This window comes from Rheinheimera sp. (genome assembly GCF_030824435.1).
In the GTDB taxonomy this organism is placed as follows: Bacteria; Pseudomonadota; Gammaproteobacteria; order Enterobacterales; family Alteromonadaceae; genus Pararheinheimera.
The window spans coordinates 21,577-45,652 of sequence record NZ_JAVBXS010000016.1 but is presented as its reverse complement, the minus strand read 5'-3'; the positions used below and the strand labels follow the sequence as shown (position 1 = coordinate 45,652).

The 24,076-nt window shown below is 47.7% G+C and carries 21 protein-coding genes; 14 read left to right on the top strand and 7 right to left on the bottom strand.

The window, feature by feature from the left end:
• Nucleotides 1-48: 48 nt before the first annotated feature.
• The gene (locus RCH83_RS02525) at nt 49-633 is read right to left on the bottom strand and encodes a Fe-Mn family superoxide dismutase (RefSeq protein ID WP_306518711.1); all 585 of its coding nucleotides are present in this window, start codon (nt 631-633) and stop codon (nt 49-51) included.
• A gap of 224 nt (nt 634-857) precedes the next feature.
• Here RCH83_RS02525 and RCH83_RS02520 point away from each other — a divergent pair, with 224 nt between their 5' ends.
• Nucleotides 858-1,196 (top strand): Grx4 family monothiol glutaredoxin, encoded by a 339-nt coding sequence (locus RCH83_RS02520; RefSeq protein WP_306518709.1) that lies wholly within the window; start codon nt 858-860, stop codon nt 1,194-1,196.
• Nucleotides 1,197-1,280: 84 nt separating this feature from the next.
• Here RCH83_RS02520 and rnt read toward each other — a convergent pair whose 3' ends face one another.
• Nucleotides 1,281-1,973, bottom strand: a complete 693-nt coding sequence (gene rnt, locus RCH83_RS02515; RefSeq protein ID WP_306518707.1) for a ribonuclease T — start codon at nt 1,971-1,973, stop codon at nt 1,281-1,283.
• A gap of 193 nt (nt 1,974-2,166) precedes the next feature.
• Here rnt and RCH83_RS02510 point away from each other — a divergent pair, with 193 nt between their 5' ends.
• Entirely contained in the window at nt 2,167-3,024 is an 858-nt protein-coding gene (locus tag RCH83_RS02510) for an OmpA family protein (RefSeq protein WP_306518705.1), read from the top strand.
• A 60-nt stretch (nt 3,025-3,084) separates the two neighbouring features.
• On the opposite strand, the gene mnmC is transcribed toward RCH83_RS02510, so the two are convergent.
• Nucleotides 3,085-5,103: a bifunctional tRNA (5-methylaminomethyl-2-thiouridine)(34)-methyltransferase MnmD/FAD-dependent 5-carboxymethylaminomethyl-2-thiouridine(34) oxidoreductase MnmC gene (gene mnmC, locus RCH83_RS02505; RefSeq protein WP_306518703.1), complete on the bottom strand. Its 2,019-nt coding sequence runs from the start codon at nt 5,101-5,103 to the stop codon at nt 3,085-3,087.
• 172 nt (nt 5,104-5,275) lie between these two features.
• Here mnmC and fabB point away from each other — a divergent pair, with 172 nt between their 5' ends.
• The 10 genes from fabB (at nt 5,276) to purF (ending at nt 18,318) form a co-directional block, all read left to right on the top strand.
• Nucleotides 5,276-6,490: a beta-ketoacyl-ACP synthase I gene (fabB, locus tag RCH83_RS02500; protein WP_306518701.1), complete on the top strand. Its 1,215-nt coding sequence runs from the start codon at nt 5,276-5,278 to the stop codon at nt 6,488-6,490.
• A 147-nt stretch (nt 6,491-6,637) separates the two neighbouring features.
• Nucleotides 6,638-7,786 (top strand): 4-phosphoerythronate dehydrogenase, encoded by a 1,149-nt coding sequence (locus tag RCH83_RS02495; RefSeq protein ID WP_306518699.1) that lies wholly within the window; start codon nt 6,638-6,640, stop codon nt 7,784-7,786.
• A 15-nt stretch (nt 7,787-7,801) separates the two neighbouring features.
• Nucleotides 7,802-8,821 carry an aspartate-semialdehyde dehydrogenase gene (locus tag RCH83_RS02490; RefSeq protein ID WP_306518697.1) on the top strand — a complete coding sequence of 340 codons (1,020 nt, stop codon included), beginning with the start codon at nt 7,802-7,804 and terminating at the stop codon, nt 8,819-8,821.
• Nucleotides 8,822-9,155: 334 nt separating this feature from the next.
• Nucleotides 9,156-12,110: a FimV/HubP family polar landmark protein gene (locus RCH83_RS02485; RefSeq protein ID WP_306518695.1), complete on the top strand. Its 2,955-nt coding sequence runs from the start codon at nt 9,156-9,158 to the stop codon at nt 12,108-12,110.
• A gap of 183 nt (nt 12,111-12,293) precedes the next feature.
• Nucleotides 12,294-13,079, top strand: a complete 786-nt coding sequence (gene truA, locus RCH83_RS02480; RefSeq protein ID WP_306518693.1) for a tRNA pseudouridine(38-40) synthase TruA — start codon at nt 12,294-12,296, stop codon at nt 13,077-13,079.
• 234 nt (nt 13,080-13,313) lie between these two features.
• The gene (accD, locus tag RCH83_RS02475; protein ID WP_306518691.1) at nt 13,314-14,186 is read left to right on the top strand and encodes an acetyl-CoA carboxylase, carboxyltransferase subunit beta; all 873 of its coding nucleotides are present in this window, start codon (nt 13,314-13,316) and stop codon (nt 14,184-14,186) included.
• Between the two features lie 6 nt (nt 14,187-14,192).
• On the top strand, nt 14,193-15,479 hold the full coding sequence (folC, locus tag RCH83_RS02470; RefSeq protein WP_306518689.1) for a bifunctional tetrahydrofolate synthase/dihydrofolate synthase: 1,287 nt from the start codon (nt 14,193-14,195) through the stop codon (nt 15,477-15,479).
• Complete coding sequence (locus tag RCH83_RS02465) at nt 15,476-16,234, top strand: SPOR domain-containing protein (protein WP_306518687.1); 759 nt, start codon at nt 15,476-15,478, stop codon at nt 16,232-16,234. Before folC ends, RCH83_RS02465 begins: the two co-directional genes overlap by 4 nt.
• 59 nt (nt 16,235-16,293) lie before the next feature.
• Entirely contained in the window at nt 16,294-16,797 is a 504-nt protein-coding gene (locus tag RCH83_RS02460) for a CvpA family protein (RefSeq protein WP_306518685.1), read from the top strand.
• A gap of 6 nt (nt 16,798-16,803) precedes the next feature.
• Complete coding sequence (gene purF / locus RCH83_RS02455) at nt 16,804-18,318, top strand: amidophosphoribosyltransferase (RefSeq protein WP_306518683.1); 1,515 nt, start codon at nt 16,804-16,806, stop codon at nt 18,316-18,318.
• 130 nt (nt 18,319-18,448) lie between these two features.
• Here the strand turns inward: purF and RCH83_RS02450 are convergent, their stop codons facing one another.
• Nucleotides 18,449-19,048 (bottom strand): Yip1 family protein, encoded by a 600-nt coding sequence (locus RCH83_RS02450; protein ID WP_306518682.1) that lies wholly within the window; start codon nt 19,046-19,048, stop codon nt 18,449-18,451.
• Nucleotides 19,049-19,261: 213 nt separating this feature from the next.
• On the opposite strand from RCH83_RS02450, the gene RCH83_RS02445 reads away from it, so the two are divergent.
• The gene (locus RCH83_RS02445; RefSeq protein WP_306518680.1) at nt 19,262-20,038 is read left to right on the top strand and encodes a tRNA-(ms[2]io[6]A)-hydroxylase; all 777 of its coding nucleotides are present in this window, start codon (nt 19,262-19,264) and stop codon (nt 20,036-20,038) included.
• A 130-nt stretch (nt 20,039-20,168) separates the two neighbouring features.
• Here the strand turns inward: RCH83_RS02445 and lpxH are convergent, their stop codons facing one another.
• Together lpxH and RCH83_RS02435 are read right to left on the bottom strand one after the other, a co-directional pair.
• A complete protein-coding gene (gene lpxH / locus RCH83_RS02440) occupies nt 20,169-20,942 on the bottom strand; it encodes a UDP-2,3-diacylglucosamine diphosphatase (protein WP_306518678.1) in 774 nt (257 codons plus the stop codon).
• Nucleotides 20,935-21,429, bottom strand: coding sequence for a peptidylprolyl isomerase (locus RCH83_RS02435; protein WP_306518676.1), 495 nt, complete (start codon nt 21,427-21,429; stop codon nt 20,935-20,937). The genes lpxH and RCH83_RS02435 overlap by 8 nt, the downstream gene beginning before the upstream one ends.
• Nucleotides 21,430-21,596: 167 nt before the next feature.
• On the opposite strand from RCH83_RS02435, the gene cysS reads away from it, so the two are divergent.
• Complete coding sequence (cysS, locus tag RCH83_RS02430) at nt 21,597-22,976, top strand: cysteine--tRNA ligase (protein WP_306518674.1); 1,380 nt, start codon at nt 21,597-21,599, stop codon at nt 22,974-22,976.
• Nucleotides 22,977-23,177: 201 nt separating this feature from the next.
• Here the strand turns inward: cysS and folD are convergent, their stop codons facing one another.
• On the bottom strand, nt 23,178-24,038 hold the full coding sequence (gene folD / locus RCH83_RS02425) for a bifunctional methylenetetrahydrofolate dehydrogenase/methenyltetrahydrofolate cyclohydrolase FolD (RefSeq protein ID WP_306518672.1): 861 nt from the start codon (nt 24,036-24,038) through the stop codon (nt 23,178-23,180).
• Nucleotides 24,039-24,076 lie beyond the last annotated feature (38 nt).

Below are 24,076 nucleotides of genomic sequence, written 5' to 3'. Positions count from 1 at the left end.
ACCGGGTTTTTAATGATTGGCAACCAGATGTTACGCCAGAGTAAGAACTTACTTAGCGAAGTTTTCTGCGGCAAATTTCCAGTTAACCAGAGCCCAGAATGCATTCAGGTAAGTTGGGCGAGCATTACGAAAATCGATGTAATAAGCGTGTTCCCACAGGTCAACGGTTAATACTGGCGTCAGGCTGGCGTCAGTCAGTGGTGTACCGGCGTTGCTGGTATTGACGATGTCCAGAGTGCCGTCCGCCTTTTTCACCAACCAGGTCCAGCTTGAACCGAAGTTGTTCACTGCTTTGTCGTTAAACGCAGTTTGGAAAGCGGCAAAAGAACCCCATTTGGCATTAATAGCAGCAGCTAAAGCGCCTGTTGGTTCGCCACCGGCATTTGGAGCCAGGCAGTGCCAGTAAAAAGTGTGGTTCCAGATCTGCGCGGCGTTGTTAAATACCGGGCCTTCTGACGTTTTAATAATGTCTTCCAAAGATTTACCGGCAAATGCAGTGCCTTCAATCAGAGAGTTCAGTTTAACCACATAAGCGTTGTGGTGTTTACCATGGTGGTAGTCCAGAGTTTCCGGGGAGATGTGCGGTAATAACGCATCTTTTGCGTAAGGTAATGCTGGTAATTCAAAGGCCATTCTAATTCTCCACTGACGTTGTTTATGGTTTCTGCATCGCGTAGACTACAAAACCTGACTAAAATACTCAAGTTTAACCTGAGCTTTTGGCGGCTTGATTGCCTGTTGATGCTGTCTTTCTGCTGGCATTAATTTTTGGGGCGAAACTTGAAAACTCAAGTGGCCGACCACAATTCCTCTGGTAAAATCGTTTAACTTTTTTGTGCTGTAAAGCAGAGGCTTTCATGGAAACTATCGACAAAATCAAACAACAACTGGCCGACAACCCAATTATTCTGTTTATGAAAGGTTCGCCAAAATTCCCAAGCTGCGGTTTTTCCGCTCAGGCCTCTCAGGCGCTGATTGCTTGTGGTGAACAATTTGCCTATGTCGACATTCTGCAAAACCCGGATATCCGCGCTGAATTACCAAAATTTGCCAATTGGCCGACTTTCCCACAATTGTGGGTAGAAGGTGAGTTAGTTGGTGGTTGTGACATTATGCTGGAAATGTTTCAGCGTGGTGAATTACAGCCGCTGATTAAAGAAACTGCGGCTAAATACAAAACGCCAGACGCAGAATAACCATATCCGCTGTGCGCCTGTTGTGTGAATAGGCGTCAGCAGCAATAAAAAAGCAGCTGTGGCTGCTTTTTTATTGCGAAATGCTCAGGCTGCGTCGTTTGAATCCGAGCTTTGGTCTGTTGTTTCGTCATCAACACTGTCATCAACAAATACAGGTGGCGGCCAGCCGCCAAGCGAATGCCAACGGTTAATGATGTAACAAAATAGCTCAGCAGTTCGCTCAGTGTCGTACAAAGCGCTGTGAGCTTCTTTATTATCAAAAGCAATGCCGGCAGCTTTGCAGGCTTTTGCCAATACGGTCTGCCCTAAAGCCAAAGCCGCCAAAGTTGTGGTATCAAAAGACACAAAAGCATGAAAAGGCGAGCGTTTAATGTTGTTACGCTCAACTGCAGCATTTAAAAAGCCCTGATCAAAAGCCGAGTTATGCGCCACCATCACAGCACGCTGACAACCGGCATCTTTTTGTGCTTTGCGCACTGCTTTAAAAATTTCGGTCAGGGCTTCACGTTCAGAAACCGCACCACGTAGCGGGTTGAAGGGGTCGATGCCATTAAATGCCAATGAACTTGGGTTCAGCACTGCACCTTCAAAAGGTTCCACATGAAAATGCAAAGTTTGGGCGATACAAAGTTCACCATTGTCGTTCATCGTCAGCAAAGTTGCGGCTATTTCCAATAAAGCGTCGGTTTGCGCATTAAAGCCTGCGGTTTCGACGTCGATAACTACAGGGTAATATCCACGAAATCGTTGAGAGAGTAATGTTGTCGCTTGTGTCATATCCAAACCAGCCTGACTATCGGACGCGCAGTATGCCAAAAAAAATGCAAGTCGTCTTGTTGCGGCACAGGCTTTGCAGGAAAAATCTTATAATCGAACCTAAGCTGAGGATACCCATGGTGGTGTGTAGCATTTTGATGCCGGAGGTCCAATGAAATTCTGTGTTTATCTGTGTCTGGGCCTGTTTTCAGCAATGGTCTTCGCAAACAGTGAACAATCACAGTTGCAGGCAGAGCGGCAGAACGTGCGGCAATATGTTGCCTCTATTGAACAGGCCAACTGGGCGTTAAAAACTTCCAACGCTTTGCAGTGTGAGCTGAGTCACAGTATTCCAAACTTTGGTGAAGTGAGTTTTGTCAGTCAGTCTGGCAAAGAATTAAATTTGTTATTTGCGCTGAAAATGACCCGGCTGCCGGATGATTATGGTTTAGCTAAAGTATTGTCGGTGCCGCCGGCCTGGCGTGCCGGTGAACAAGCCAAAGCTATTGCTGATTTTGCACTGTTAAAACAATTTGATGGTGATTTAGCCAAAAAAGAAGCCTGGACTTTATTGACTGAACTTGAGCAAGGTTTTAGCCCAACTTTTTATTTTGCCGACTGGCACAGCCCTTTTGATCAAATTGCAGCAGCTGTTAGTCCGGTGCATTTTGACGGGCCTTATCAGAAATTTAACCAGTGTATGGCGAGCCTGTTACGTTATAGTTTTGAAGATATAGCGATGACAGTGTTGAATTATCAATCCAACAGCGATGAGCTGACACGTGAATCAGCGGCACGGCTGAAACAAATTGCTGAGTATCTGAAACATGATAAAAACATCGCATCAGTGCGCATTGACACTTATACCGACAGTTATGGTGGTCGTTGGATCAACGAAGAGTTGTCACGCAAAAGAGCACAAACTTTAAAAACCTTTTTTGTTGAAGCCGGTGTTGATGAAAGTCTGATAGATACTGAAGGTTTGGGTGAAAAACGCCATGTTGCGCCTAACGACACGCCGCGTGGCCGTGGTGTTAACCGCAGGGCCGTTATTCAGCTGGCTCATTTGTAATTTCAGGCGGTGTGACCACAGCTGAATCATCAAAACAAAGGCGCTCTGGGGCGCCTTTGTTTATTTGGTAAACCTCATATTGGCAAACCGCATCGGAGTCACCAGATGCGCCAGCGCGTCGCTTAAAGGCTCAGGCTCCTGACATAATTGCGCCGCCAGTTGTTCGGCCAATAAAGGGGCAAATAACAAACCCCGCGCACCCAGGCCGCCCAATAGATAAAGTTCAGGCGCTATAGCACCAGCCACCGGCAGATGATCCGGCACTGTAGTGCGAACACCGGCTTTGGCAGAATCTAGCTTCACATCATCAAACCACAACGGCTGCTGTAATACCTGATTCACCAGCGCCTGATTGGCAATATTGTCAGTTTCAAGCTCCAGCGGCTCTGCAAGACTGCGGTCAAAGGTAGCGCCAACACAATGCACATTGTCGAGCGCTGGTGTGATGTAACCCTGATGGCAAATGACTGTTTTAACAGCCGCCATTTTTTCTGACCGAAAGTGACTAACCTGACCACGCACCAGATTCAGCGGTAAAAAATTGCTTTGCGCAAAACGGTGAATGTGGCTGCCACAAGCCAGCACCAGCGTGTCTGTTAACCATTGTTGAGGTTGTTGGCTGAGGCTATTTTCGCCATTAAGTTGCCATTGCCCGGTTTCAGCCTGCCATGCTAAGTTGTTCACTTTGCTGTTAAAACACACTTCAAAAGTGCTGTGTTGTTGCAGATAAGCCAAAGCTGCCTGACAAAACTGCTGCGGTGCTATCCAGCCACCGGCGGGGTAATACAAACCGCCAAAAGGCAAAGCCACACCTGCAACTTCTGAGGCTTCAACGGCGTTCAAAGCGGTAAATAAAGCAGCGCCATAAGCAGGCTCTGCCGCCATTTTTTGCTGGCGGGTGCTAAGTGTGTTGTTGCAGGCCAAAGTTAACACACCACAAAAATCGACCGGAAATTCAAACTGTTGTTGAAGTTCACGGTAGAAACGCCCGGCAAAACCAAAAGCCAAAGCATGCAACATAGAAACCGGCGTCCAGCTGGCTTGAAGTTGTGGGTATAAAGCGCCTTGTCTGTTATGCGAGGCTTGTTGCGCCACATCCTTATCGGCACAGAGCAACAGGACCTTCCGGCCACGCTTGATCAGATTTAATGCAAGACAAATAGCGGCCAGACCACCACCGACAATAGTCACAGGCTTGTGGTCTGTGTGGTGATGCGCTGTTGATGGGGTTAAATCTGCCGTATTTACAGCAAGAGGCAGGCTGCACAAATCAGCGCCAGCTGTGGCTAACTTGGTTGTGTCTGAAGCTAAAGTGCTGGTATTGGCGCCTGATTCTTCCGGCTGTGGGAACGGGCTTTGAAAAATACCAATACACATTTCTCTTTTGCGGCCATAACCTTTGGTTTTTTTCACGCTAAAACCAACCTCAGCCAAACCACGACGCACCAGACCGGCGCAGGTAAAAGTGGCCACTGTGCTGCCAACCCGGCTTAACCGCGCCATTTGGGCAAACAACTCAGGTTGCCACATTTGTGGGTTTTTACTGGGCGCAAAACCATCGAGAAACCAGGCGTCCGCGCTGTTTTGGTTGCTGAGCTGCGGCATAGAGTCGTGCACATCACCCAGCCATAAATCCAAAATCACGCGGCCATCGTCAAATTTTAATCTGTGGCAACCCGGCAGAGGCTTGGGGTATTGCGCCAGCAATAAAGCGGCAAGTTCTGCCAGCATAGGCCAGTGCAACAGGGCTTTTTGCAAATCGGCATGGCAAATCGGATATTTTTCAAAAGTGCTGAAATACAGTCGTTCACAACAAGCGGCAGGTGCTTGTTTTTGTGCCAGACGAAAATTTTGCCAGGCCAGCAAAAAATTTAATCCGGTGCCAAAGCCAGTTTCGATAATATGAAAATAACTACGTTCGTGATTTAAAAAACGTTGGGGTAAGCCGTTTTTGTGCAAAAACACATATTGGGTTTCTTCCAGGCCACTTTCGTTGGAAAAATACACATCGTCAAACAGCGTTGACATCGGTGTGCCTTGCTCGTTGTAATAAATACTGGCGCTTTGAATAGGCTGCATCACGGACTCTCGAAAAAAAACGCCACAGTTTAACCTGATTGTCATTTGTTTGGATAATAGTGTACAACTGTGCGCTGAAATTGGACCAGTTCAGCAATAAAAGTCCGTACAATGTTTTTCGTTAATTTTTTATCCACAGTTTTTCGGTCAGAGACCAGCTTCAGGAGTCAGAATGAAAAGAGCAGTGATCACCGGTTTGGGCATAGTTTCCAGTATCGGTAACAATCAGGCGGAAGTATTGGCGTCATTAAAAGCCGGCCGCTCAGGGATCACCTATTCACAGGAATTTGCCGATTTGGGCCTGCGTTCGCAAGTCTGGGGAAATATCAAACTCGACACCAGCGAGCTGATTGACCGCAAAGCCTTACGTTTTATGGCCGATGCTGCCGCTTTTGCTTATATCTCCATGCAGCAAGCCATTGAAGACGCAGGTTTAACCGAAGAGCAGGTGTCACACCCGCGCACAGGTTTAGTGGTTGGCTCTGGTGGTGCTTCGTCAAAAACTCAGGTGGAAGCTGCCGACATTCTGCGTGAAAAAGGCGTAAAAAGAGTTGGGCCTTATGTGGTGCCAAAAACCATGTCCAGCACCTGTTCTGCCTGTTTAGCCACGCCATTTAAAATTAAAGGCGTGAACTATTCCATCAGTTCGGCCTGTGCTACCAGTGCCCATTGTATTGGCCATGCGGTAGAGCTGATCCAGCTGGGTAAACAAGACATTATTTTTGCCGGTGGTGGTGAAGAAGTGCATTGGACTTTGGCGATGGAATTTGACGCTATGGGCGCTTTGTCCAGCAAATATAATGAAACGCCGGAAATTGCTTCACGCACTTATGATGCTAACCGCGATGGTTTTGTGATCAGTGGCGGTGGCGGTATTCTGGTGATTGAAGAGTTGGAACATGCACTGGCCCGCGGCGCAAAAATTTATGGTGAAGTCGTGGGTTATGGCGCTACTTCAGATGGTTACGACATGGTAGCGCCAAGTGGTGAAGGTGCTGTGCGTTGTATGCAAATGGCGATGCAGGCTGTGGATGCACCTATTGACTACGTCAACACCCACGGTACCAGTACACCTGTTGGTGATGTGAAAGAGCTGGGTGCTATTCAGGAAGTATTTGCCGGTAAATCACCTGCTATCAGCGCTACCAAAGCTATGACAGGCCACGCTTTAGGCGCTGCCGGTGTGCATGAAGCCATTTATTCGTTATTAATGATGGAGCACGGTTTTATTGCCCCATCTATCAATATCGGTGAGCTGGATGAAGCAGCCAAAGGCTTAAATATTGTCACAGAAGCCCGTCCGGCACAGCTGAACACTGTGATGTCAAACAGCTTCGGTTTTGGCGGCACCAATGCCACTTTAGTGATGCAAAAATATCGCGGTTAATGGCGTGTTTCTGCAGCTCAGGCTGCAAAGCGCAACCACAAAGCCACCAATAGGTGGCTTTGTTTTTGGCTGCGTTTTAGAATGCCGGCCTGACCTTGTATTCCTTGTGACCACAGCTCGCCCATAAAATCTCTTGCAGGATCGCTGATGTTAAAAATTTACGCTGATGAAAATATGCCTTATGTGCAGCAGTTTTTTGCAGGCTTTGGGCAGGTACAGTTGGTAGATGGCCGCAATCTGACGCCAGCGCAGGTGGCTGACGCCGATGTATTGCTGGTGCGTTCCGTGACCAAAGTGAATGCTGAATTATTATCACAAAACAATAGGTTAAAGTTTGTTGGTACCGCCACTATTGGTGTTGATCATATTGATAAAACTTATCTGCAAAACCGCGGTGTCACTTTTACCAGCGCGCCAGGTTGCAATGCCCAGTCGGTGGTGGAGTATGTGCTCAGCAGTTTATTTTTATTGAGCGAACAACAACAAAAACCACTGCAGCAATGGACCATTGGTGTGGTTGGCGTAGGGCAGATTGGTGCAAGACTGGTGAAAGCGTTACAAGCGCTGCAAGTGAAAGTGTTACAGTGCGACCCGCTGCGCAAAGCAAAAGAGCCGGATTTTCCCCATGTGCCTTTTGCGGATTTAATGCAACAAGTGGATGGCTTGAGTTTTCATGTGCCTTTAGTGAAAACCGGTGAACACCCAACCTTTCAGCTGTTAAACAGCAACAATTTGTCAGAATTACCCCCTGATGTCGCCATTATTAATGCATCCCGTGGTGAAGTAACCTGCAATCAGGCATTGCTGTTGGAAGCACAAGGCCGTGCTCAGAGCTCTGAAACAGCTGGCACGCAAAGGCCACTGGTGCTGGATGTCTGGGACAACGAACCTTCAGTGCTCAAAGCGTTGGTGCCTTATTGCCGTATCGCGACGGCTCACATCGCCGGTCATAGTATTGAAGGCAAAGCCCGCGGTACCGAAATGTTGTATCAGGCGCTTTGTCAGTTATTAAAAATTCAACCACAACATCAGCTCTATGATTTTTGCCCTAAGCCTGTGATGGAAATGCTGCAAATTTCTGCAAATTTTAGACTTTCAGATGTCCAAAGTTTGTGCCGTATGTTATATGATGTGCGCCGTGATGATGCTTTATTCAGATATCATCTGAATGGCAATGGGTTTGACTGGCTCAGAAAACATTATCCACCGCGACGTGAATTCAGTTCGTTGCGGTTAACAGCGCCAAAAGGCGCAATTCCAGAATATTTAACGCAGTTAGGTTTTAGCAGCCAGTAAAAGAGGAAAGACGATATGGCGCAGCAATTCGACGTCGCAGTATTAGGCGCAACCGGTTTAGTCGGTCAGCATCTGATTGAAATTCTTGAACAACGCGATTTTCCGGTGAAACGGTTGATCCCTTTAGCGAGTAGTCGTTCTGCTGGCGGTTTCGTCACCTTTAAGGGTAAACAAATTGAAGTGCTGGACGCTGAAACTTTTGACTGGTCAGAAGCACAAATTGGTTTGTTTTCAGCAGGTGGCAGCGTGTCTGCCGTTTATGCACCACGTGCTGCTGATGCCGGTTGTGTGGTGATCGATAACACCTCACATTACCGTTACGAAGCCGATATTCCGCTGGTGGTGCCTGAAGTGAATGCCCATGCCATTGCCGATTATCGCAACCGCAATATCATCGCCAACCCAAACTGCTCCACTATTCAGATGCTGGTTGCATTAAAACCTATTCATGACGCTGTTGGTATCAGCCGTATTAATGTGGCTACTTATCAGTCGGTCAGTGGTGCTGGGCAACAAGGTGTGGAAGCGCTGGCGCAGGAGACAGCGCAGCTGTTAAACGGCCGTCCTATTGAAAGTACAGGTAAATTCAGCCGTCAGATTGCGTTTAACGTCATTCCGCAAATTGATGTGTTCCTGGATAACGGTTACACCAAAGAAGAAATGAAAATGCATTGGGAAACCCAAAAAATCATGGGTGATGACCATATTGCAGTGAATGCAACAGCTGTGCGGGTGCCGGTGTTTTATGGCCATGCCGAAGCTGTGCATCTGGAAACCCGTCATCCAATCAGTGTGGAACAGGTAAAAGCTTTGCTTGCTAATGCACCAGGTGTCACGCTGCTGGAAGACAATGCCGATTTCCCGACGCAGGTGGGCAATGCTCAGGGTCAGGATGATGTTTTTGTTGGTCGTATCCGCAAAGACATTTCTTACGAAAACGGGCTGAATTTGTGGATAGTTGCTGACAATATCCGCAAAGGCGCCGCCACCAACAGTATTCAGATTGCCGAACATCTTATTCGCGATTATCTGTAAAGCAGCATCTTTGCCAGTTAAAGCTCCCAACCGGGAGCTTTTTTTATGGATGTAGGATAAGGCGTTATTGCAACAACAACGCACGCAGCGATGCAGTTGCTTTTAAATTAATTCCCGCTTGAAGTTAAGTTTCAGTCGGATCGGCAGATAAAATTGCATCACTGCAGCAAAGCGCAGATCGCATTGTGCGCCAAACTGGTTTAGGATCGGCTGTTTTTGCCTGCCAGCGAATGTGGAACAATGCTTGCAGGAAAGTTTATTATCAAAAGCTGAGGCGATGACACCGCATCTTTCAGTGGGCTCAACTGCCACTTCAGCGGTAAAGGATATTGGAATGCATCATCTGCGATTATTGATCCTGTTGCTGATTGTCAATTTTATGACGGTCGCCTGGGCGGACACCACAGCAAAACTGCGTGGGCCCAAAGAATTTGACGCGCCGGCAGTGACGCGGCTTGGTCCTTTATCATCCCGTGATACGTTATGGCGGCTGGCGGAGCAAGCCAGACCTGATCAACGTCTGAACATGTATCAGGTGATGTATGCCATTTATCAGAAAAACCCCGACGCCTTTTTAGATGACAACTTTAATCATTTAAAACCAGGCGCTTATCTGGAAATTCCCACTTTACGTGAAATTCTGGCGGTCAATGCCACTGAAGCACAACGCAAATCTGAAAATGACGACAGACTCTGGGCGGAAAAAATCCGGCTGGCAGCTCAGGCAAAACCTGAAGATAAAACCGCCAAGGCCGATGATTTGGCCAAAGCGACCCGCGAGATTACTGATGAACTGAGCAGAGTTGAAGCCGAGCAAACCGAAAGGTTGTCAGATTTACGTGAACGGCTTGGTGCTTCGATGACCAATGTTGAAACCATAGTGCAGGAAAATACCCAGCTGAAAAATCAGCTGAATACTGTGGTGAAAGAGCTGACAGTGGTCAAAAGCCAGCTGGATAAAGACAGTGAAATTCAGACCCAGTTACAACAATTGCTACAACAGCAAACTGAACTGTTAGAACAACAACGTGAACAAATCCGCAAGGCTGAAGAAGGGTTTAATTTTGCCGTGTTCTGGCAAAAATTTGCCGGTAGTCCGGTCGGCTGGGCCATTATGGGATCTTTACCTGCGGTGATTTTGCTGCTGGTGATAGTGTCGGTGATCCGCCGTCGTGGTCAAAAGGCTGCTGCTGTAGTGAGTGCTGCTACTGCTGCGCCTGCTGTGGATCCAAATTACCGCTCACCTTTACCTCCGTTAGATGACAGTCTGGATTTTGATGAAAACAGTCTGATCAACCTCGATGATTCTTTGTTGAATCAGCGTGTGCAATCGGGCATCCGACTGGATGAAGACAATTTTGGCAGATCAAACAATAAAGCAGCACAAAGCTTTACCGACGACGATTTATTGGATGATTTTGCCCCAACGCCAACGGCTGGCCGCAGTTCAGACTTTGATTTGGATGACTTGCTTGATGAGCCTTTTGATACACCAGGCAAAACACCGGCAAAAACAGAATTTGATCCAAATAATATTTTGTCAGGCGACGACTTATCGTCGTTATTTGCCAGTGCCGAAGACGAACCGGCTTTTGCCGGCAAAACCGAATTTGATCCAAATAACATCTTATCCAATAACGAGTTAAGTTCGTTGTTTGATAGCACTGCCGCAGAAAGTGCCGACGAAGATCCAGACGCTATTTTTGCCAATGCGATGGCAGCACAGCAGGTTACGGCATCTGATAACTTCACTGATGACGATTTGTTACCTGATACACCGCTGTCGGCCGGGGCCTTGCAAAGCGCTGCAGCTCAGGCGGACGAGTTTGATGAACTGCTGGAAGAAATTGAGCTTGATATTCCAGCTGACAAAGAAAGCAATGATGACAGTTTTGATTTGGGTGATGATTTTGATATCGACGCGCTGGTCGCTTCGTCACAACAATCACAACAACAAGTGGCGCCTTCTATGCCAGAGCCCGCTAAAGCTGTTACTGCGGATGTCTCAGACACAGATGATTTTGATATCGACTCGCTGCTTAGCGCCAACAGCACTGTGGCTGCTGTGACCACAGCAGCCGAAGCTGAAGTGCCGCATTTTGACAGTTCTGAGCTGGATGCCTTTGCTGAATCGCTGGCAGAAGAGCGTTTGCCTGCCATGACACCACAAAGCGCCCAAGAGAATCTGAATTCTGAGTTGGTAAGAGTCGACGAGGAACCTATTACCGAGCTGCTTGAAGCTGATGAAAGTGAACTTTATAGCGAACTTGACGATATTTTGTCGGAAGTGGCGGAAATCAGGGCGCAAAGCCAACAGGCGGCCAGTTTAACAGCGCTTGACTTACCGCAGTCTGCAGTGACAGAAGCAGAACAGGATTTTGCCGAAGCCGAATTATCGCCTGCTGATGTGAGTCAGATGTTGCAGGAGCCGGATTTGCATCATCTGAATACAGTTGATGCAAACGACGAAGCCCAGATAGCGGCAGAAAGCGCTTTTGATGCCGATGATATTTTGCTCGATGATGATGAATTTTCTGCGCTGAACCTGACGGATACAACGTTCACTGATTTGAATCAAAGTGAAGCTTCAGAGGCTGCTGCAACTATGCCGGATCTGGAAGAACTGGATGATGATTCCGTCAGCAGGTTGTACGAGTCTATCTCGTCGGTTGAAAGACCCAGTAAAGTGCTGGACGAATATCCTGAGCTGGAACTGACGGAAGAATTTGCAGCTGATGATCTGATTTTCCCGGATGACACATTGTTGGCAAACACCACAAATCCGCTGTTACCAGATGAGCTGGTTGCCGAAGATCCAATAGTGACAGAGTTGTCTGAGCTCGAAGACACCAACTTTGACGAAATGTTATCAGCGCTGGATGCGCTTGAGCCTGATGTTTTTGCTGCTGAAGCTATAGCATCAGAAATAGCTCCCGTTCGGTCTGATGTGGCGCCTGAGACTCAGGTTGTCGCTATGGCGGAACATGATCTGCCTGATTATGTTCATATTGATAAATTGTTGGCGGCCACTGAAGAAGATATCGAGGCTGAAATGGCGCCAGGTTTGAATATTGACGTTGGTCTGGCCGATTTTGAAGATTTAATAGCGGCCGATGAAATGGGTGATGTGGATCAGGCTGACGCTGGTTTTGCCGGTCAGCTGGATTTGATCCGGGCTTATAATGAAATTGGCGACAGTGACAGCGCACAACAGCTGATCAAAGAAATTCTGGCGTCTGATGCGCCTGCGCATGTCAAACAAGAGGCAATTCACCTGCAAAATAGCTGAAGGGCTGAAACTTAGCCCTGAAGTTGCAAAGCGCTGACGGCCGGATTTAGCCGGCAGCTAACCAATCAATAAAACCCGGCCTGGTGTCAGACTATGCCGGGTTTTGTTTTTAATGCGGTTGAAGCCGCATTGGGAATTGTGTTGTGCTTTGTTATACTCGCGCCGGATAAAAAAGGAGTGTGCATGCGCATTGCAATGGGTATTGAATATGACGGCACCGGTTATTTTGGCTGGCAACGTCAACGCGAAGTAAAAAGTATTCAGGGTGAGCTGGAGCGCGCGCTCAGTCAGGTTGCCAATGAACCCATTGAGATTTTCTGCGCCGGCCGCACCGACGCTGGTGTGCATGGCACAGGTCAGGTGATTCATTTTGACAGTTCCGCCAATAGAGATATGCGTGGCTGGATCATGGGCGTGAATTCCAATTTACCTGTGGGTATTGCAGTGCGCTGGGCAAAACCAGTTTCTGACGATTTTCACGCACGTTTTTCGGCAACAGCCCGGCGTTATCGTTATGTCATTTACAACCGCAAATACCGTCCGGCTATTTTAGGGCAGGGGCTGAGTCATTATCATCAGGATTTAGACGTGAGTCTGATGCAACAGGCGGCGCCGGCTTTACTTGGTGAGCAGGATTTTTCGTCATTCCGCGCTATTCAATGCCAGTCCAATACGCCATTTCGTAACATCATGCATCTGAATATTGAACGCTATCAGGACTTTATTGTCATTGATATCAAAGCAAATGCCTTTTTACATCATATGGTGCGTAATATCACCGGCAGTTTACTGGAAGTGGGCATGAAAAAACGACCACCAGAGTGGATTGCAGAGTTGCTGGCGGCGAAAGACCGCACTTTGGCAGCAGCAACGGCCAAGGCCGAAGGTTTGTATCTGGTGGCTGTGGATTACCCGGCAGAGTTTGACATTCCACAAGGCGCATTGGGTCCGCTGTTTTTACCGGATTAAGCGTCAGAGAAACAGCAAACCTTTTTGGTAGCAAAACACAAAAACACAGAGCTAACAGGCACTGCAGCCAATCTGGACAGACCTGTTGGCGCCTGACAGCTACGACCAGTTTTTTATGTTGCTTCTTCAACCTTTGTGTTTTAATAACCGCCGTTTGCCGTATTTTCGCTGAATTTTGCATAAATTCACTAAATCTGTGCGCGAAAATCGCACAGTGAGAACAAAGGAATATTTATGAGTTGGTTAGAAAAAATCCTGCCCAGAACCTCGTCGTCGGCACGTCGCAACATTCCGGAAGGGGTGTGGACCAAATGTACCGCTTGTGACGCAGTGTTGTATAAGGCCGATCTGGATCGCCAGCTGGGCGTTTGCCCTAAATGTGACAACCACATGCGTATTGGCGCCCGCGAGCGCCTGGCCAGTTTTTTAGACACCAACACTGGTGTGGAAATGGCGGCCGAGTTAGAGCCACAAGATGTGCTGAAGTTTAAAGATTCCAAAAGATACAAAGACCGTATAGTTGCAGCGCAAAAAGAAACCGGCGAAAAAGATGCCATGGTGGTGATGCGTGGTTCGCTCAAGGGCATGCCTGTAGTGGTTGCCAGCTTTGAATTTAGCTTTATGGGCGGTTCTATGGCCTCTGTGGTCGGTGCCAAGTTTGTGAAAGGTGTTGAATTTGCCCTTGAGCATAAAGTGCCATTTGTTTGTTTTTCCGCTTCAGGTGGTGCGCGGATGCAAGAAGCTTTGTTCTCGCTGATGCAAATGGCCAAAACCTCGGCCGCTCTTGCCAAGCTTAGTGAAGCAGGTTTGCCTTATATTTCAGTATTAACAGACCCGACTATGGGTGGTGTGTCTGCCAGTTTAGCCATGCTCGGTGATGTGAATATTGGTGAGCCAAAAGCGCTGATTGGTTTTGCCGGCCCAAGGGTTATTGAACAGACAGTGCGGGAAAAATTACCTGAAGGTTTCCAGCGCAGTGAGTTCCTGCTGGATCATGGTGCTATCGATATGATTGTTGACCGCCGCCAAATGCGCGATACAATTGCGCGATTAGTAGCAAAATTCATGCGGCTGCCAGCTCCGGTATCGGAGAATCGCGTCGCCTAAGGCGTTATGAACTCTCAAGCGGTATCTTCCAGCCAATCGTGCCAGACTCTGGCCGATTGGCTTTCATTTATTGAACAAAGCCATCCTATTGATCGTATTGAGCTGGGCCTGGAGCGTGTGCTGCAGGTGGCAGAACGTGGTCAGCTGCAACAACTTCCCGGTATTAAAATTTTGCTTGGCGGCACCAATGGTAAAGGCAGCAGTGCCCGTTGCCTGGAACAACTGCTGCTGGCGCAGGGTTATTCGGTGGGTGTTTATACTTCGCCACATTTGCTGAAATTTAATGAACGTTTACGTATCAATAATATCGATGCCAGCGATCAGAGCTGGGCAGAAGCCCTGGCAAAAGTCAATGAACTCAGGGGCGAAACCGCGTTAACTTATTTTGAATTTACTACTCTGGCTGCTTTTGCCTTGTTAAAAGAGGCCAATGTTGATGTTTGTATTATTGAAGTAGGTTTAGGCGGCCGGCTGGATGCCACCAATATTATTGCACCCGATGCCAGTATTCTGACCACTATAGATTTGGACCATCAGGATTGGCTGGGTAACGACAGAGAAACGATAGGCCGGGAAAAAGCCGGTATTTTCCGCGCCGGTAAAATTGCTGTGGTTGGTGATTTAGCGGTGCCGCAATCGGTACTGGACAAGGCCAGCGAGCTTGATGTTCAACTGCATCTGGTGAATCAAGATTACCGTTATCAGCTGGCCCCGGATGGCAACAGCTGGTCATTTCAGGGCAAAAGCCAGGAGTTTAACGCTTTGCCGGTGCCGGCATTGCCGGTACAGAATATGGCAACCTGTCTGGCGTGCCTTGAAGCCCTTTCTTTATTGCCACCTTTAAACAAGATTGTTGCTGTGCTGGAAGCTTTAACTTTGGCAGGGCGTATGCAGTGGCTCAGTAAAAGCCCGGCGGTTATTCTTGATGTAGCACATAATCCACAATCGGCGGCTTATCTGGCAGCGCAGCTCTCAAAGCTTGCGCCGCGTTATCGTTGTGTGCATGCGCTGGTTGGCATGCTTAAGGACAAAGATATGCGCCAGAGCCTTGGTGATTTTGTGCCTTTAGTGCAACATTGGCATCTGGTGACTTTGCCAGGCCCCCGTGGCGCCAGTGCAGAGCAGCTTTCGCAGCAATTGCCTGCAATTGCAGTTTCACAATGTTATGAAAATATGCAAAATGCGTGGTCAGCACTTGCGCCAACTTTGGCTGCTGACGATTTAGTCTTGATTTTTGGTTCATTTATCACAGTGTCACAGTTTCTGACACTCTGGCCGCAGGGAAATGTATGACAGCTGTATTTAGAAACCGTCTGATTGGCAGTGCCATTTTAATTGTTGCTGCCATTGTATTTTTGCCTGATTTACTCGACGGTCAGAAGCAAGTGAATAAAGACGACTTTAAAGCTATTCCGGAGCGTCCGGAATTTGCTTCAGTTGCGCAGCAACAAGTGTTTGCACAGGATCAGCATGATGCCAGCAGGGCAGAAGCCATGGCATTGCCAACAGAGCAGGCGGATGGCACTGATCCACAACCTGGTGATGCCGGTGCAGAGCAAAAGGGCGAAACCCTGCCTGATCAAACTTATGCCTCAGTGAGCACCGACAGTACAGCTGCCACGCCAACAGAGCTCAAACCAGCTGAAACTAATACCCCAAAAGCAGCAACTGTGGAAAGCGTCAAAACTGAACCAGCGCCCATGACGGCAGATGCAGTACCAGCAGTGTCCGATAACAACAAAACCGAAAAAGTTGTTACTCAAAATACCGAAACTTCTCAAACACTTAGTAAAGCGGCCTGGGTAGTACGGGTAGGGTCTTTTGGTAAAGAAGCCAATGCCAATGCCTTGATCACTAAACTGCGTGCCGCTGGTTTTGCCACTTTTAGCCGTAAAGTGGTGAATGCGCAGGGTCAAACCATGGTCAGTGTGTTGGTTGGTCCTGATTTAAAAAAAGAAAAACTGGAAAACAGTCTGACACAACTGCAAAGTCTGGCCGATGTACCAAAACTGAAGGTGGTTCCCTTCCAGCCCGTTGAAAATAATTAGCCTAAGCGGCGCGCCTTTTGGTAGAATGCGCGCCGTCATCGAGCAGCCTTTGGAAGCACATGGTCTGGGTTGATTATGCCATTCTGGCAATTATCGGATTATCGACTGTTATCAGTCTGATCCGCGGTTTTGTAAAAGAAGCCATTTCTCTGATCGTCTGGATCGCGGCATTTTTTGTCGCCAGTCATTATTATCCTTATCTATCGCCTTTTTTCTCCAACATCGACAATTTGTTGATCCGCAACGCAGTGGCTATTGCCGTGTTGTTTATCTGTTGTCTGTTGCTGGGCGGCCTATTGAACTACCTTGTTGGTAAATTGGTACATTCGACCGGGCTGAGTGGTACCGATCGTTTGCTTGGCCTGTTATTCGGTGCTCTGCGTGGTGTGCTGGTGGTCAGTGCGCTGTTGTTTTTTCTGGATGCTTTTACGCCTTCAGCCGGATCCGACTGGTGGAAAGCCTCAGTCCTGATCCCAGAATTTGATTTTATTATTGAATGGTTTTTCAGTTATCTGAAAGACAATTCCAGTTTTATGCAACAGACATCAGCGCTGACGAGGTAAGGTTCCATGTGTGGTATTGTTGGTATCGTAGGTAAATATCCGGTCAATCAGGCCTTATACGACGGCTTAACTGTGTTACAACATCGTGGTCAGGATGCTGCCGGTATTGTCACTGTTGATCAAAGCAGACTGCGTTTACGCAAAGCCAATGGTCTGGTCAAAGACGTTTTTGAAGAGCGTCATATGGAACGTCTTGCCGGTAATATCGGTATTGGTCATGTGCGTTACCCTACCGCCGGGTCTTCCAGCACAGCAGAAGCCCAACCTTTTTATGTCAACAGTCCTTTTGGATTAGCCTTGGCACACAATGGCAATCTGACCAACGCTGAAGAAGTAAAAAACGAGCTGTTTAAAGTGGCACGTCGTCACGTCAACACCAGCTCGGATTCTGAGGTACTGCTGAATGCTCTGGCTCATGAGCTGCAGGGCGATGGTGCCATGCAACTGATGCCGGAAGCTATTTTCCGTGCTGTTGCTAATCTGCACCGTAAAGTGCGCGGTGGTTATGCTGTGGTGGCTTTGATTATCGGTCATGGTTTAGTGGCGTTTCGCGACCCGCACGGCATTCGTCCGCTGGTCATGGGCAAACGTGAAACCGACAAGGGCACCGAATATATGGTGGCTTCTGAGAGTGTAGCGCTGGATGCCGATGGTTTTACCGTATTGCGTGACGTGTCGCCGGGTGAAGCTGTATATATCACTGAAGATGGTCAACTTTACAGCCAGCAATGTGCTGAAAACCCAACCTATACCCCCTGTATTTTTGAATATGTGTATTTCGCCCGTCCGGACTCTACCATCGACAATGTTTCTGTGTATGCGTCCCGTGTTGCTATGGGTAAAAAGCTCGGCGAAAAAATCAAAAAAGAGTGGGCGCATCTGGATATTGATGTGGTTATTCCCATTCCGGAAACGAGTAACGATGCGGCTTTGCAAATTGCCACCGAACTTGGTTTACCTTACCGTCAGGGTTTTGTGAAAAACCGTTATATCGGCCGTACTTTTATTATGCCAGGCCAGGGCCAGCGTAAAAAGTCAGTGAAACGTAAACTGAATGCCATCTGGCAGGAGTTTAAAGGCAAAAACGTCTTGCTGGTGGATGACTCTATTGTGCGTGGCACCACTTCAGAGCAAATCATTGATATGGCACGTGAAGCCGGTGCCAACAAAGTGTATTTTGCCTCAGCTGCGCCGGAAATCCGTTTTCCGAATGTGTATGGTATTGATATGCCTTCGGCCAACGAGCTGATTGCCCATGGTCATGACGCTGAAAGTGTCTGTAAAATCATTGGTGCCGACGGCCTTATTTTCCAGTCTTTGCCTGATTTGGTAGAAGCAGTTCGCAGCCAGAACCCGGATATCAAAAAGTTTGAAACTTCGGTTTTTGATGGTGTGTACGTCACCAATGACATTACACAGGAATATCTGAATAAATTAGATGCTGCCCGTAGTGATGCCCAAAAAGGTGGTAAAGCAGCGTTAATGGCCGGCAATCTGGAAACTTATAACGAAGGCAACTGATCGCACTTGTTGACCATAGCCTGGCAGATGACTTGTTGTTACTGTTTCGCTGATGCCTTTTCAGCAAGAGTTTGAGAAATAACAAAGGGAGCTTAAGCTCCCTTTGTGTTTTATGCTGAATTTAACCTCGCTAATGGGTAAACACCGGCTGGAAACCCGAACTCCATAAAATGGCCGTTGCCGTTAATACACAAACCAGCAATACCAGGCCGCAGGTCACAACCGAACTTGCATAAATAAACCCACGTTCTTCCGGGATGTGCATCAGAATAGGCACACCAACATAAAGCAGATAAACCGAATAAGATAAACCTGCCAGCCCCACCAGCATCACAAACCAGAGTTCAGGATAAAGTGCAGCAATACCTACCATAAAAAGTGGGGTGGAAGTGTAAGAGGCAAGCTCAAGCGTTTGGGTATAGGTTGGCTCTGAGCCAAAGGTATGCGCCATCCAATGGGCCAGATACGCCAGCGCAAACACACCGAGAATAAGAGCGATATACATAGCAACAGCCAGCATCAACGCACTTTCTGACGTTAAGCTAATGGGCTCACCAACGCCGATACTCCAGCCAATATGCACTGCTGAAAAATAAGCACAAACCGATGGGATCAACGCAACGAGTAAAATATGGATCAAACTGTAACGCAGACTCTCGTGACGAGCGTCTATAGTATGCCATTCTTCTTTCGGGTGGGCATACAGCCCCCATAAGTGGTTTAGAATCATTTTTTGTTATCCTTGTCGACTGCTGAACTAATGGTATCTGAGTGACTAGCCAACACTCATAGTTAAGTTATGGCTAACAGACTGGATCCCGTCAAGTTTGCCCGGATTAAGCTGAACATTTAGCAGTTAAAAGCCAATTTTTGCCGCAAATCCAACTTGGTGACACCTTGGGCTGTCGTTATAATGATGGCTCTTTTTTGTGGGGTATAAGTAGTGGCAGTGGTCCTTTCTGAAGAAATTGCATTATTGGTGGCGCCTGTTACCGGTTTTTTGGCTTGCCGTACGCCGGATGCCTGGCTGCAAAAAGCGGCTGAACCAGAACAGCTCAGTGCTTTGTTAATTGACCACGCTAACTGCGAAGTAAAGGCTGCCATGACGGCACACAGCATGATCCGCCGTTATTGTTTGCCCAAAGGCAAAAAACAACTGATCCCGAATCTGGATTTTTATCAGTGTATTGATGTGGAAGAGGGCGGTTTACACGAACAGGATTTTCTGGAAAAACGCGCTTTAACAGCAGCTTTGAACTCTATCAGCGATATCACACAGAACGACGATATTCTGGCGAAAATGGCACGGCTGGCAAGGGAAGAAATTCACCATTTTGAACAGGTGATTGAACTGATGAAAAGCCGCGACATTCCTTATACACCAATGCCAGCGGGGCGTTATGCCAAAGCTATGCTGACTCATGTGCGTACTTACGAACCTGAAGCTTTAATAGACAAGCTGATTATTGGTGCTTTTATTGAAGCGCGTTCCTGCGAGCGTTTTGCTGCACTGGCACCTTTGCTTGATGATGAACTGGCGAAATTTTATATTTCGTTGTTACGCTCTGAAGCGCGGCACTACAGCGATTATCTGGAGCTGGCGCAAAGTTACAGCAAAAAACCTATCGAAGAGCGGGTGGCTTTTTTTGCGCAAGTGGAGCGGGATTTAATTCTCTCGCCAGACACCGAGTTTCGTTTCCATAGTGGTGTGCCAGTCTGACAACAATAAATTTTTCTTTGTTGTAAATGGCTTAGTAACTTTATTCAAGGCAGGTCAATAATAAAAAAGGAGCTGAGTATAGCTCCTTTAAATTTTTAAAAGTGCTGTCAGCTTTGTTGTTCCAACCCCATCACACCCTGACTTCAGCTTCAGGCTTAGCAATGACCTCAGGCAAAGCAGCAAAATGCAGCTGCCAGTGCGTTTTGGTAATTTCCAGATAAGAACTTTGCTGATACCAGTCACCAACCACATAACGATAAGCCGTGCTGCCGTCTGGCAAATCCAGCTTATGCACCGCAGGCCTGTGGGTGTGGCCGTGAATTAAATGCTGCACCTGATGCAAAGCCATCACCCTGGGCACTTCATCCGGTGTGACATCCATAATCATGGCGGTTTTGACAGATTTATCGGCTTTGCTGATGCGCCGTGCTTTTCGCGCCAGATGCTGGCGATACCAAAGTGGCGTCGACAAAATCAGCCATTGCCACCAGGGTTGGTCCCACCAACTGCGAAACTTTTGATATTGCAAATCAAGGGTACAGAGGCTGTCACCGTGCATCAGCAGGGTTTTGGTGCCGTATAAATCCACCACAGTGGCAGGGGGTAACAACTGAAAACCAGCTCTTTTGGCAAAACGCTTGCCAAGTAAAAAGTCGCGGTTGCCGTGGCAAAAATATAACTGCACACCTTGAGCAGCTAACAGTTGAAGTGCATTCGCCACCTGAGTGAGCAAAGGCGAGGGGTTATCGTCGCCAATCCAGACTTCAAACAAGTCACCAAGAATATAAAGTGCATCGGCATGAACGGCTTTTTGCTGTAAAAAAAGCAAAAACGCCGCGGTAATATCCGGGCGTTCCTGGCTTAAATGCAAATCTGCAATAACGAGGGTTAAACCCTTAGCCATGCAGCTCTGCTTTTTCGATAATGACTGACTCTACCGGCACGTCGGCATGACCAAATTTGCGGCCTGTTGCCACAGCTTTAATTTTGTCGATGACGTCCATACCTTCAACCACTTCACCAAATACACAATAACCCCAGCCAGAAGAAGTTTCTGAGCTGAAATTCAGGAAGCTGTTGTCGGCCACGTTAATAAAAAACTGGCAAGTTGCTGAATGTGGATCGTTGGTACGGGCCATGGCAATAGTGCCTTTTTTGTTTGGCACTTTGTTGTTTGCTTCGTTTTTGATCTGGTCTTTGGTTTCTTTTTGTTCCATATCGGCAGTAAAACCACCACCCTGGATCATAAAGTCATTGATCACACGGTGAAAAATAGTGCCATCGTAAAAACCTTCGCTGACATAACTTTTAAAGTTTTCAACGGTAGCAGGTGCTTTGTCGGCAAATAACTGTAATTTAATCACGCCGTAATTGGTGTGTAAGCTGACCATGGGATGTCCTCTGAATCAAGAGAGTAAAAAGTGGCGCTAGTTTAGCGCAGAAGTGGCTGAACACAAAGCCAAAGGCGGTGTTATCGGCCTTGCATGCCATAGCCGAGCTGTGGAACCGGTGTTACACTATCGCCTTTTCGCCGCAAGCGTTTTTATCAGAGGACACCATGTTACAGATTTATAATACCCTGAGCCGTCAAAAAGAGACTTTTGTGCCAATGCAACCAGGCAAAGTCGGCCTCTATGTCTGCGGTATTACCATTTATGATTTCTGTCACGTGGGTCATGCCCGTACTTATGTTGCCTTTGACGTGATGAACCGTTATTTACGTTTTTCCGGTTATGACGTCACTTATGTCCGCAATATCACCGATGTTGACGACAAAATTATCAGACGTGCCAATGAAAATGGCGAAAGTTGTGACGCGCTTACGGCTCGTTACACTGAAGCTATGCATGCAGATTTTAAAGCCTTAAACCTGTTGCCAGCTGATATTGAGCCCCGTGTGACAACACACATGGCGGAAATTATTGAATTAATTCAGACTTTGCTGGCGAAAAAACACGCTTATATAGCGGCTGACGGCGATGTGTTGTTTGATGTCAGCACTTACCCACAATATGGCCAGCTCAGCCAACAGAATCTTGACATGCTGCAAGCCGGTGCAAGGGTAGAAATTGACCAGGCCAAAGACGATCCACTGGATTTTGTACTCTGGAAAATGGCCAAACCAGGTGAGCCAAGCTGGCAGTCACCATGGGGCGAAGGTCGTCCGGGCTGGCATATTGAATGTTCAGCGATGAGCGCTAAGCATCTGGGCAATCATTTTGATATTCATGGTGGTGGTTCAGATTTACAGTTCCCACACCATGAAAACGAAATTGCCCAGTCGTGCTGCGCGCACGGCACTCAATACGTTAATACCTGGATCCACACCGGTATGGTGCAGGTTGATAAAGAAAAAATGTCCAAATCTCTTGGCAACTTTTTCACGGTAAAAGACGTGTTAAACGAATACAACCGTGAGTCAGTGCGTTATTTCCTGATCTCCAGCCATTACCGCAGTCAGCTGAACTATTCAGCAGAAAACCTGCAACAGGCGCATGCTGCTTTGGGTCGTTTATATACGGCGCTGCGGGGTGTCACGCCAGCGACAGCAGTGTCACTGGATAACAGTTATGTGTTGCAGTTTAATCAGGCGATGGATGACGACTTTAATACAGCGCTGGCGCTGCCGGTGTTATTTGAACTGGCGCGTGACATTAACAAAGAAAAAGAGCAGAACCCACAGCGTGCCGCAGAGCTTGCTGCTGTGCTGGTGAAATTGGGTGAAGTGCTCGGCATTTTGCAAGGGGATGCTGAAGCTTTCCTGCAGGCCGGCGGCTCTGATGATGATGTGGCTGAAATTGAAGCGCTGATTGCCAAACGTAATGAAGCCCGTGCCAATAAAGACTGGGCCGCCGCTGATGAAGCGCGGGCAGCTTTAACGGCCAAAGGTATTATTGTTGAAGATAAAAACGGTGTGACCAGCTGGCGCCGTGGTTAAACAGCGCCGCTAAAACCGAAGGTTCTGAATAATAAAAAACGCGACTAAGGTCGCGTTTTTTATGTGCTGGGAGAATCTTGATCTTTGATTTAATTATTGTTTTCCAGAAACCAGAAACCAGAAACCAGAAACCAGAAACCAGAAACTCGGACAGCAGCAAATCCGCTGCTCAGCTGTTGTCCGAACCTTCAGTGTCAACCCTTAAACTAAATCGTGGAACTGCTCACAAGCTTCCAGGGTGTTTTCAATTAAACAGGCCACTGTCATAGGGCCAACACCACCAGGCACTGGGGTAATAAAACGGGCATGTTCTGCCGCTTTGGCAAATTCAACGTCGCCCACCAGCTTGCCTGAATCCAGACGGTTAATGCCCACGTCTATTACCAGCGCACCAGGTTTTACCCAGTCGCCCGGAATAAACTCAGGTTTACCAACAGCAACTACCAATAAATCAGCACGGCGCACCTGTTGCTCCAGGTTTTTGGTGAACTTATGACAAACTGTGGTGGTGCAGCCAGCCAGCAGCAGTTCCAGCGCCATTGGGCGGCCAACAATATTGGAAGCGCCAACCACTACAGCGTCCATGCCCCGAATTTGCACGCCAGTGCTTTGCAGCAGCTTAATAATGCCTTTAGGGGTGCAAGGGCGAAGGGCAGGCATACGCTGCGCTAAACGGCCGATATTGTAAGGATGAAAGCCATCGACGTCTTTCAGTGGATTAATGCGTTCCAGAATGGCGGAAGAATCTAAACCGGCAGGCAGAGGCAGCTGCACCAGAATACCGTCTACTGCGGTGTCGGCATTCAGCTGGTCAATCAGGTCCATTAATTGTTGTTGTTTAGTGTCGGCAGGCAAGTCATAAGAAAAAGACACAAAACCTACTTCTTCACAGGCTTTACGTTTACTGCCCACATACACCTGAGAAGCCGGATCAGCACCCACTAATACCACGGCCAAACCTGGTGCACGTTTACCTGCCGCCAACCGTTGTTGTACCCGGATTGCTACTTGTCCCCGTGTCGCCTGAGCGACGGCTTTGCCATCAATAATTTGTGCTGCCATTACGCGCCTCTGATCCAGATTTTAAAAGTTGCCGTATT

Coding starts and splice junctions, on each gene's coding strand:
- RCH83_RS02525 (WP_306518711.1), bottom strand. CDS start 633: ATGGCCTTTGAATTACCAGCATTACCTTACGCAAAAGATGCGTTATTA.
- RCH83_RS02520 (WP_306518709.1), top strand. CDS start 858: ATGGAAACTATCGACAAAATCAAACAACAACTGGCCGACAACCCAATT.
- rnt (WP_306518707.1), bottom strand. CDS start 1,973: ATGACACAAGCGACAACATTACTCTCTCAACGATTTCGTGGATATTAC.
- RCH83_RS02510 (WP_306518705.1), top strand. CDS start 2,167: ATGGTCTTCGCAAACAGTGAACAATCACAGTTGCAGGCAGAGCGGCAG.
- mnmC (WP_306518703.1), bottom strand. CDS start 5,103: ATGCAGCCTATTCAAAGCGCCAGTATTTATTACAACGAGCAAGGCACA.
- fabB (WP_306518701.1), top strand. CDS start 5,276: ATGAAAAGAGCAGTGATCACCGGTTTGGGCATAGTTTCCAGTATCGGT.
- RCH83_RS02495 (WP_306518699.1), top strand. CDS start 6,638: ATGTTAAAAATTTACGCTGATGAAAATATGCCTTATGTGCAGCAGTTT.
- RCH83_RS02490 (WP_306518697.1), top strand. CDS start 7,802: ATGGCGCAGCAATTCGACGTCGCAGTATTAGGCGCAACCGGTTTAGTC.
- RCH83_RS02485 (WP_306518695.1), top strand. CDS start 9,156: ATGCATCATCTGCGATTATTGATCCTGTTGCTGATTGTCAATTTTATG.
- truA (WP_306518693.1), top strand. CDS start 12,294: ATGCGCATTGCAATGGGTATTGAATATGACGGCACCGGTTATTTTGGC.
- accD (WP_306518691.1), top strand. CDS start 13,314: ATGAGTTGGTTAGAAAAAATCCTGCCCAGAACCTCGTCGTCGGCACGT.
- folC (WP_306518689.1), top strand. CDS start 14,193: ATGAACTCTCAAGCGGTATCTTCCAGCCAATCGTGCCAGACTCTGGCC.
- RCH83_RS02465 (WP_306518687.1), top strand. CDS start 15,476: ATGACAGCTGTATTTAGAAACCGTCTGATTGGCAGTGCCATTTTAATT.
- RCH83_RS02460 (WP_306518685.1), top strand. CDS start 16,294: ATGGTCTGGGTTGATTATGCCATTCTGGCAATTATCGGATTATCGACT.
- purF (WP_306518683.1), top strand. CDS start 16,804: ATGTGTGGTATTGTTGGTATCGTAGGTAAATATCCGGTCAATCAGGCC.
- RCH83_RS02450 (WP_306518682.1), bottom strand. CDS start 19,048: ATGATTCTAAACCACTTATGGGGGCTGTATGCCCACCCGAAAGAAGAA.
- lpxH (WP_306518678.1), bottom strand. CDS start 20,942: ATGGCTAAGGGTTTAACCCTCGTTATTGCAGATTTGCATTTAAGCCAG.
- RCH83_RS02435 (WP_306518676.1), bottom strand. CDS start 21,429: ATGGTCAGCTTACACACCAATTACGGCGTGATTAAATTACAGTTATTT.
- cysS (WP_306518674.1), top strand. CDS start 21,597: ATGTTACAGATTTATAATACCCTGAGCCGTCAAAAAGAGACTTTTGTG.
- folD (WP_306518672.1), bottom strand. CDS start 24,038: ATGGCAGCACAAATTATTGATGGCAAAGCCGTCGCTCAGGCGACACGG.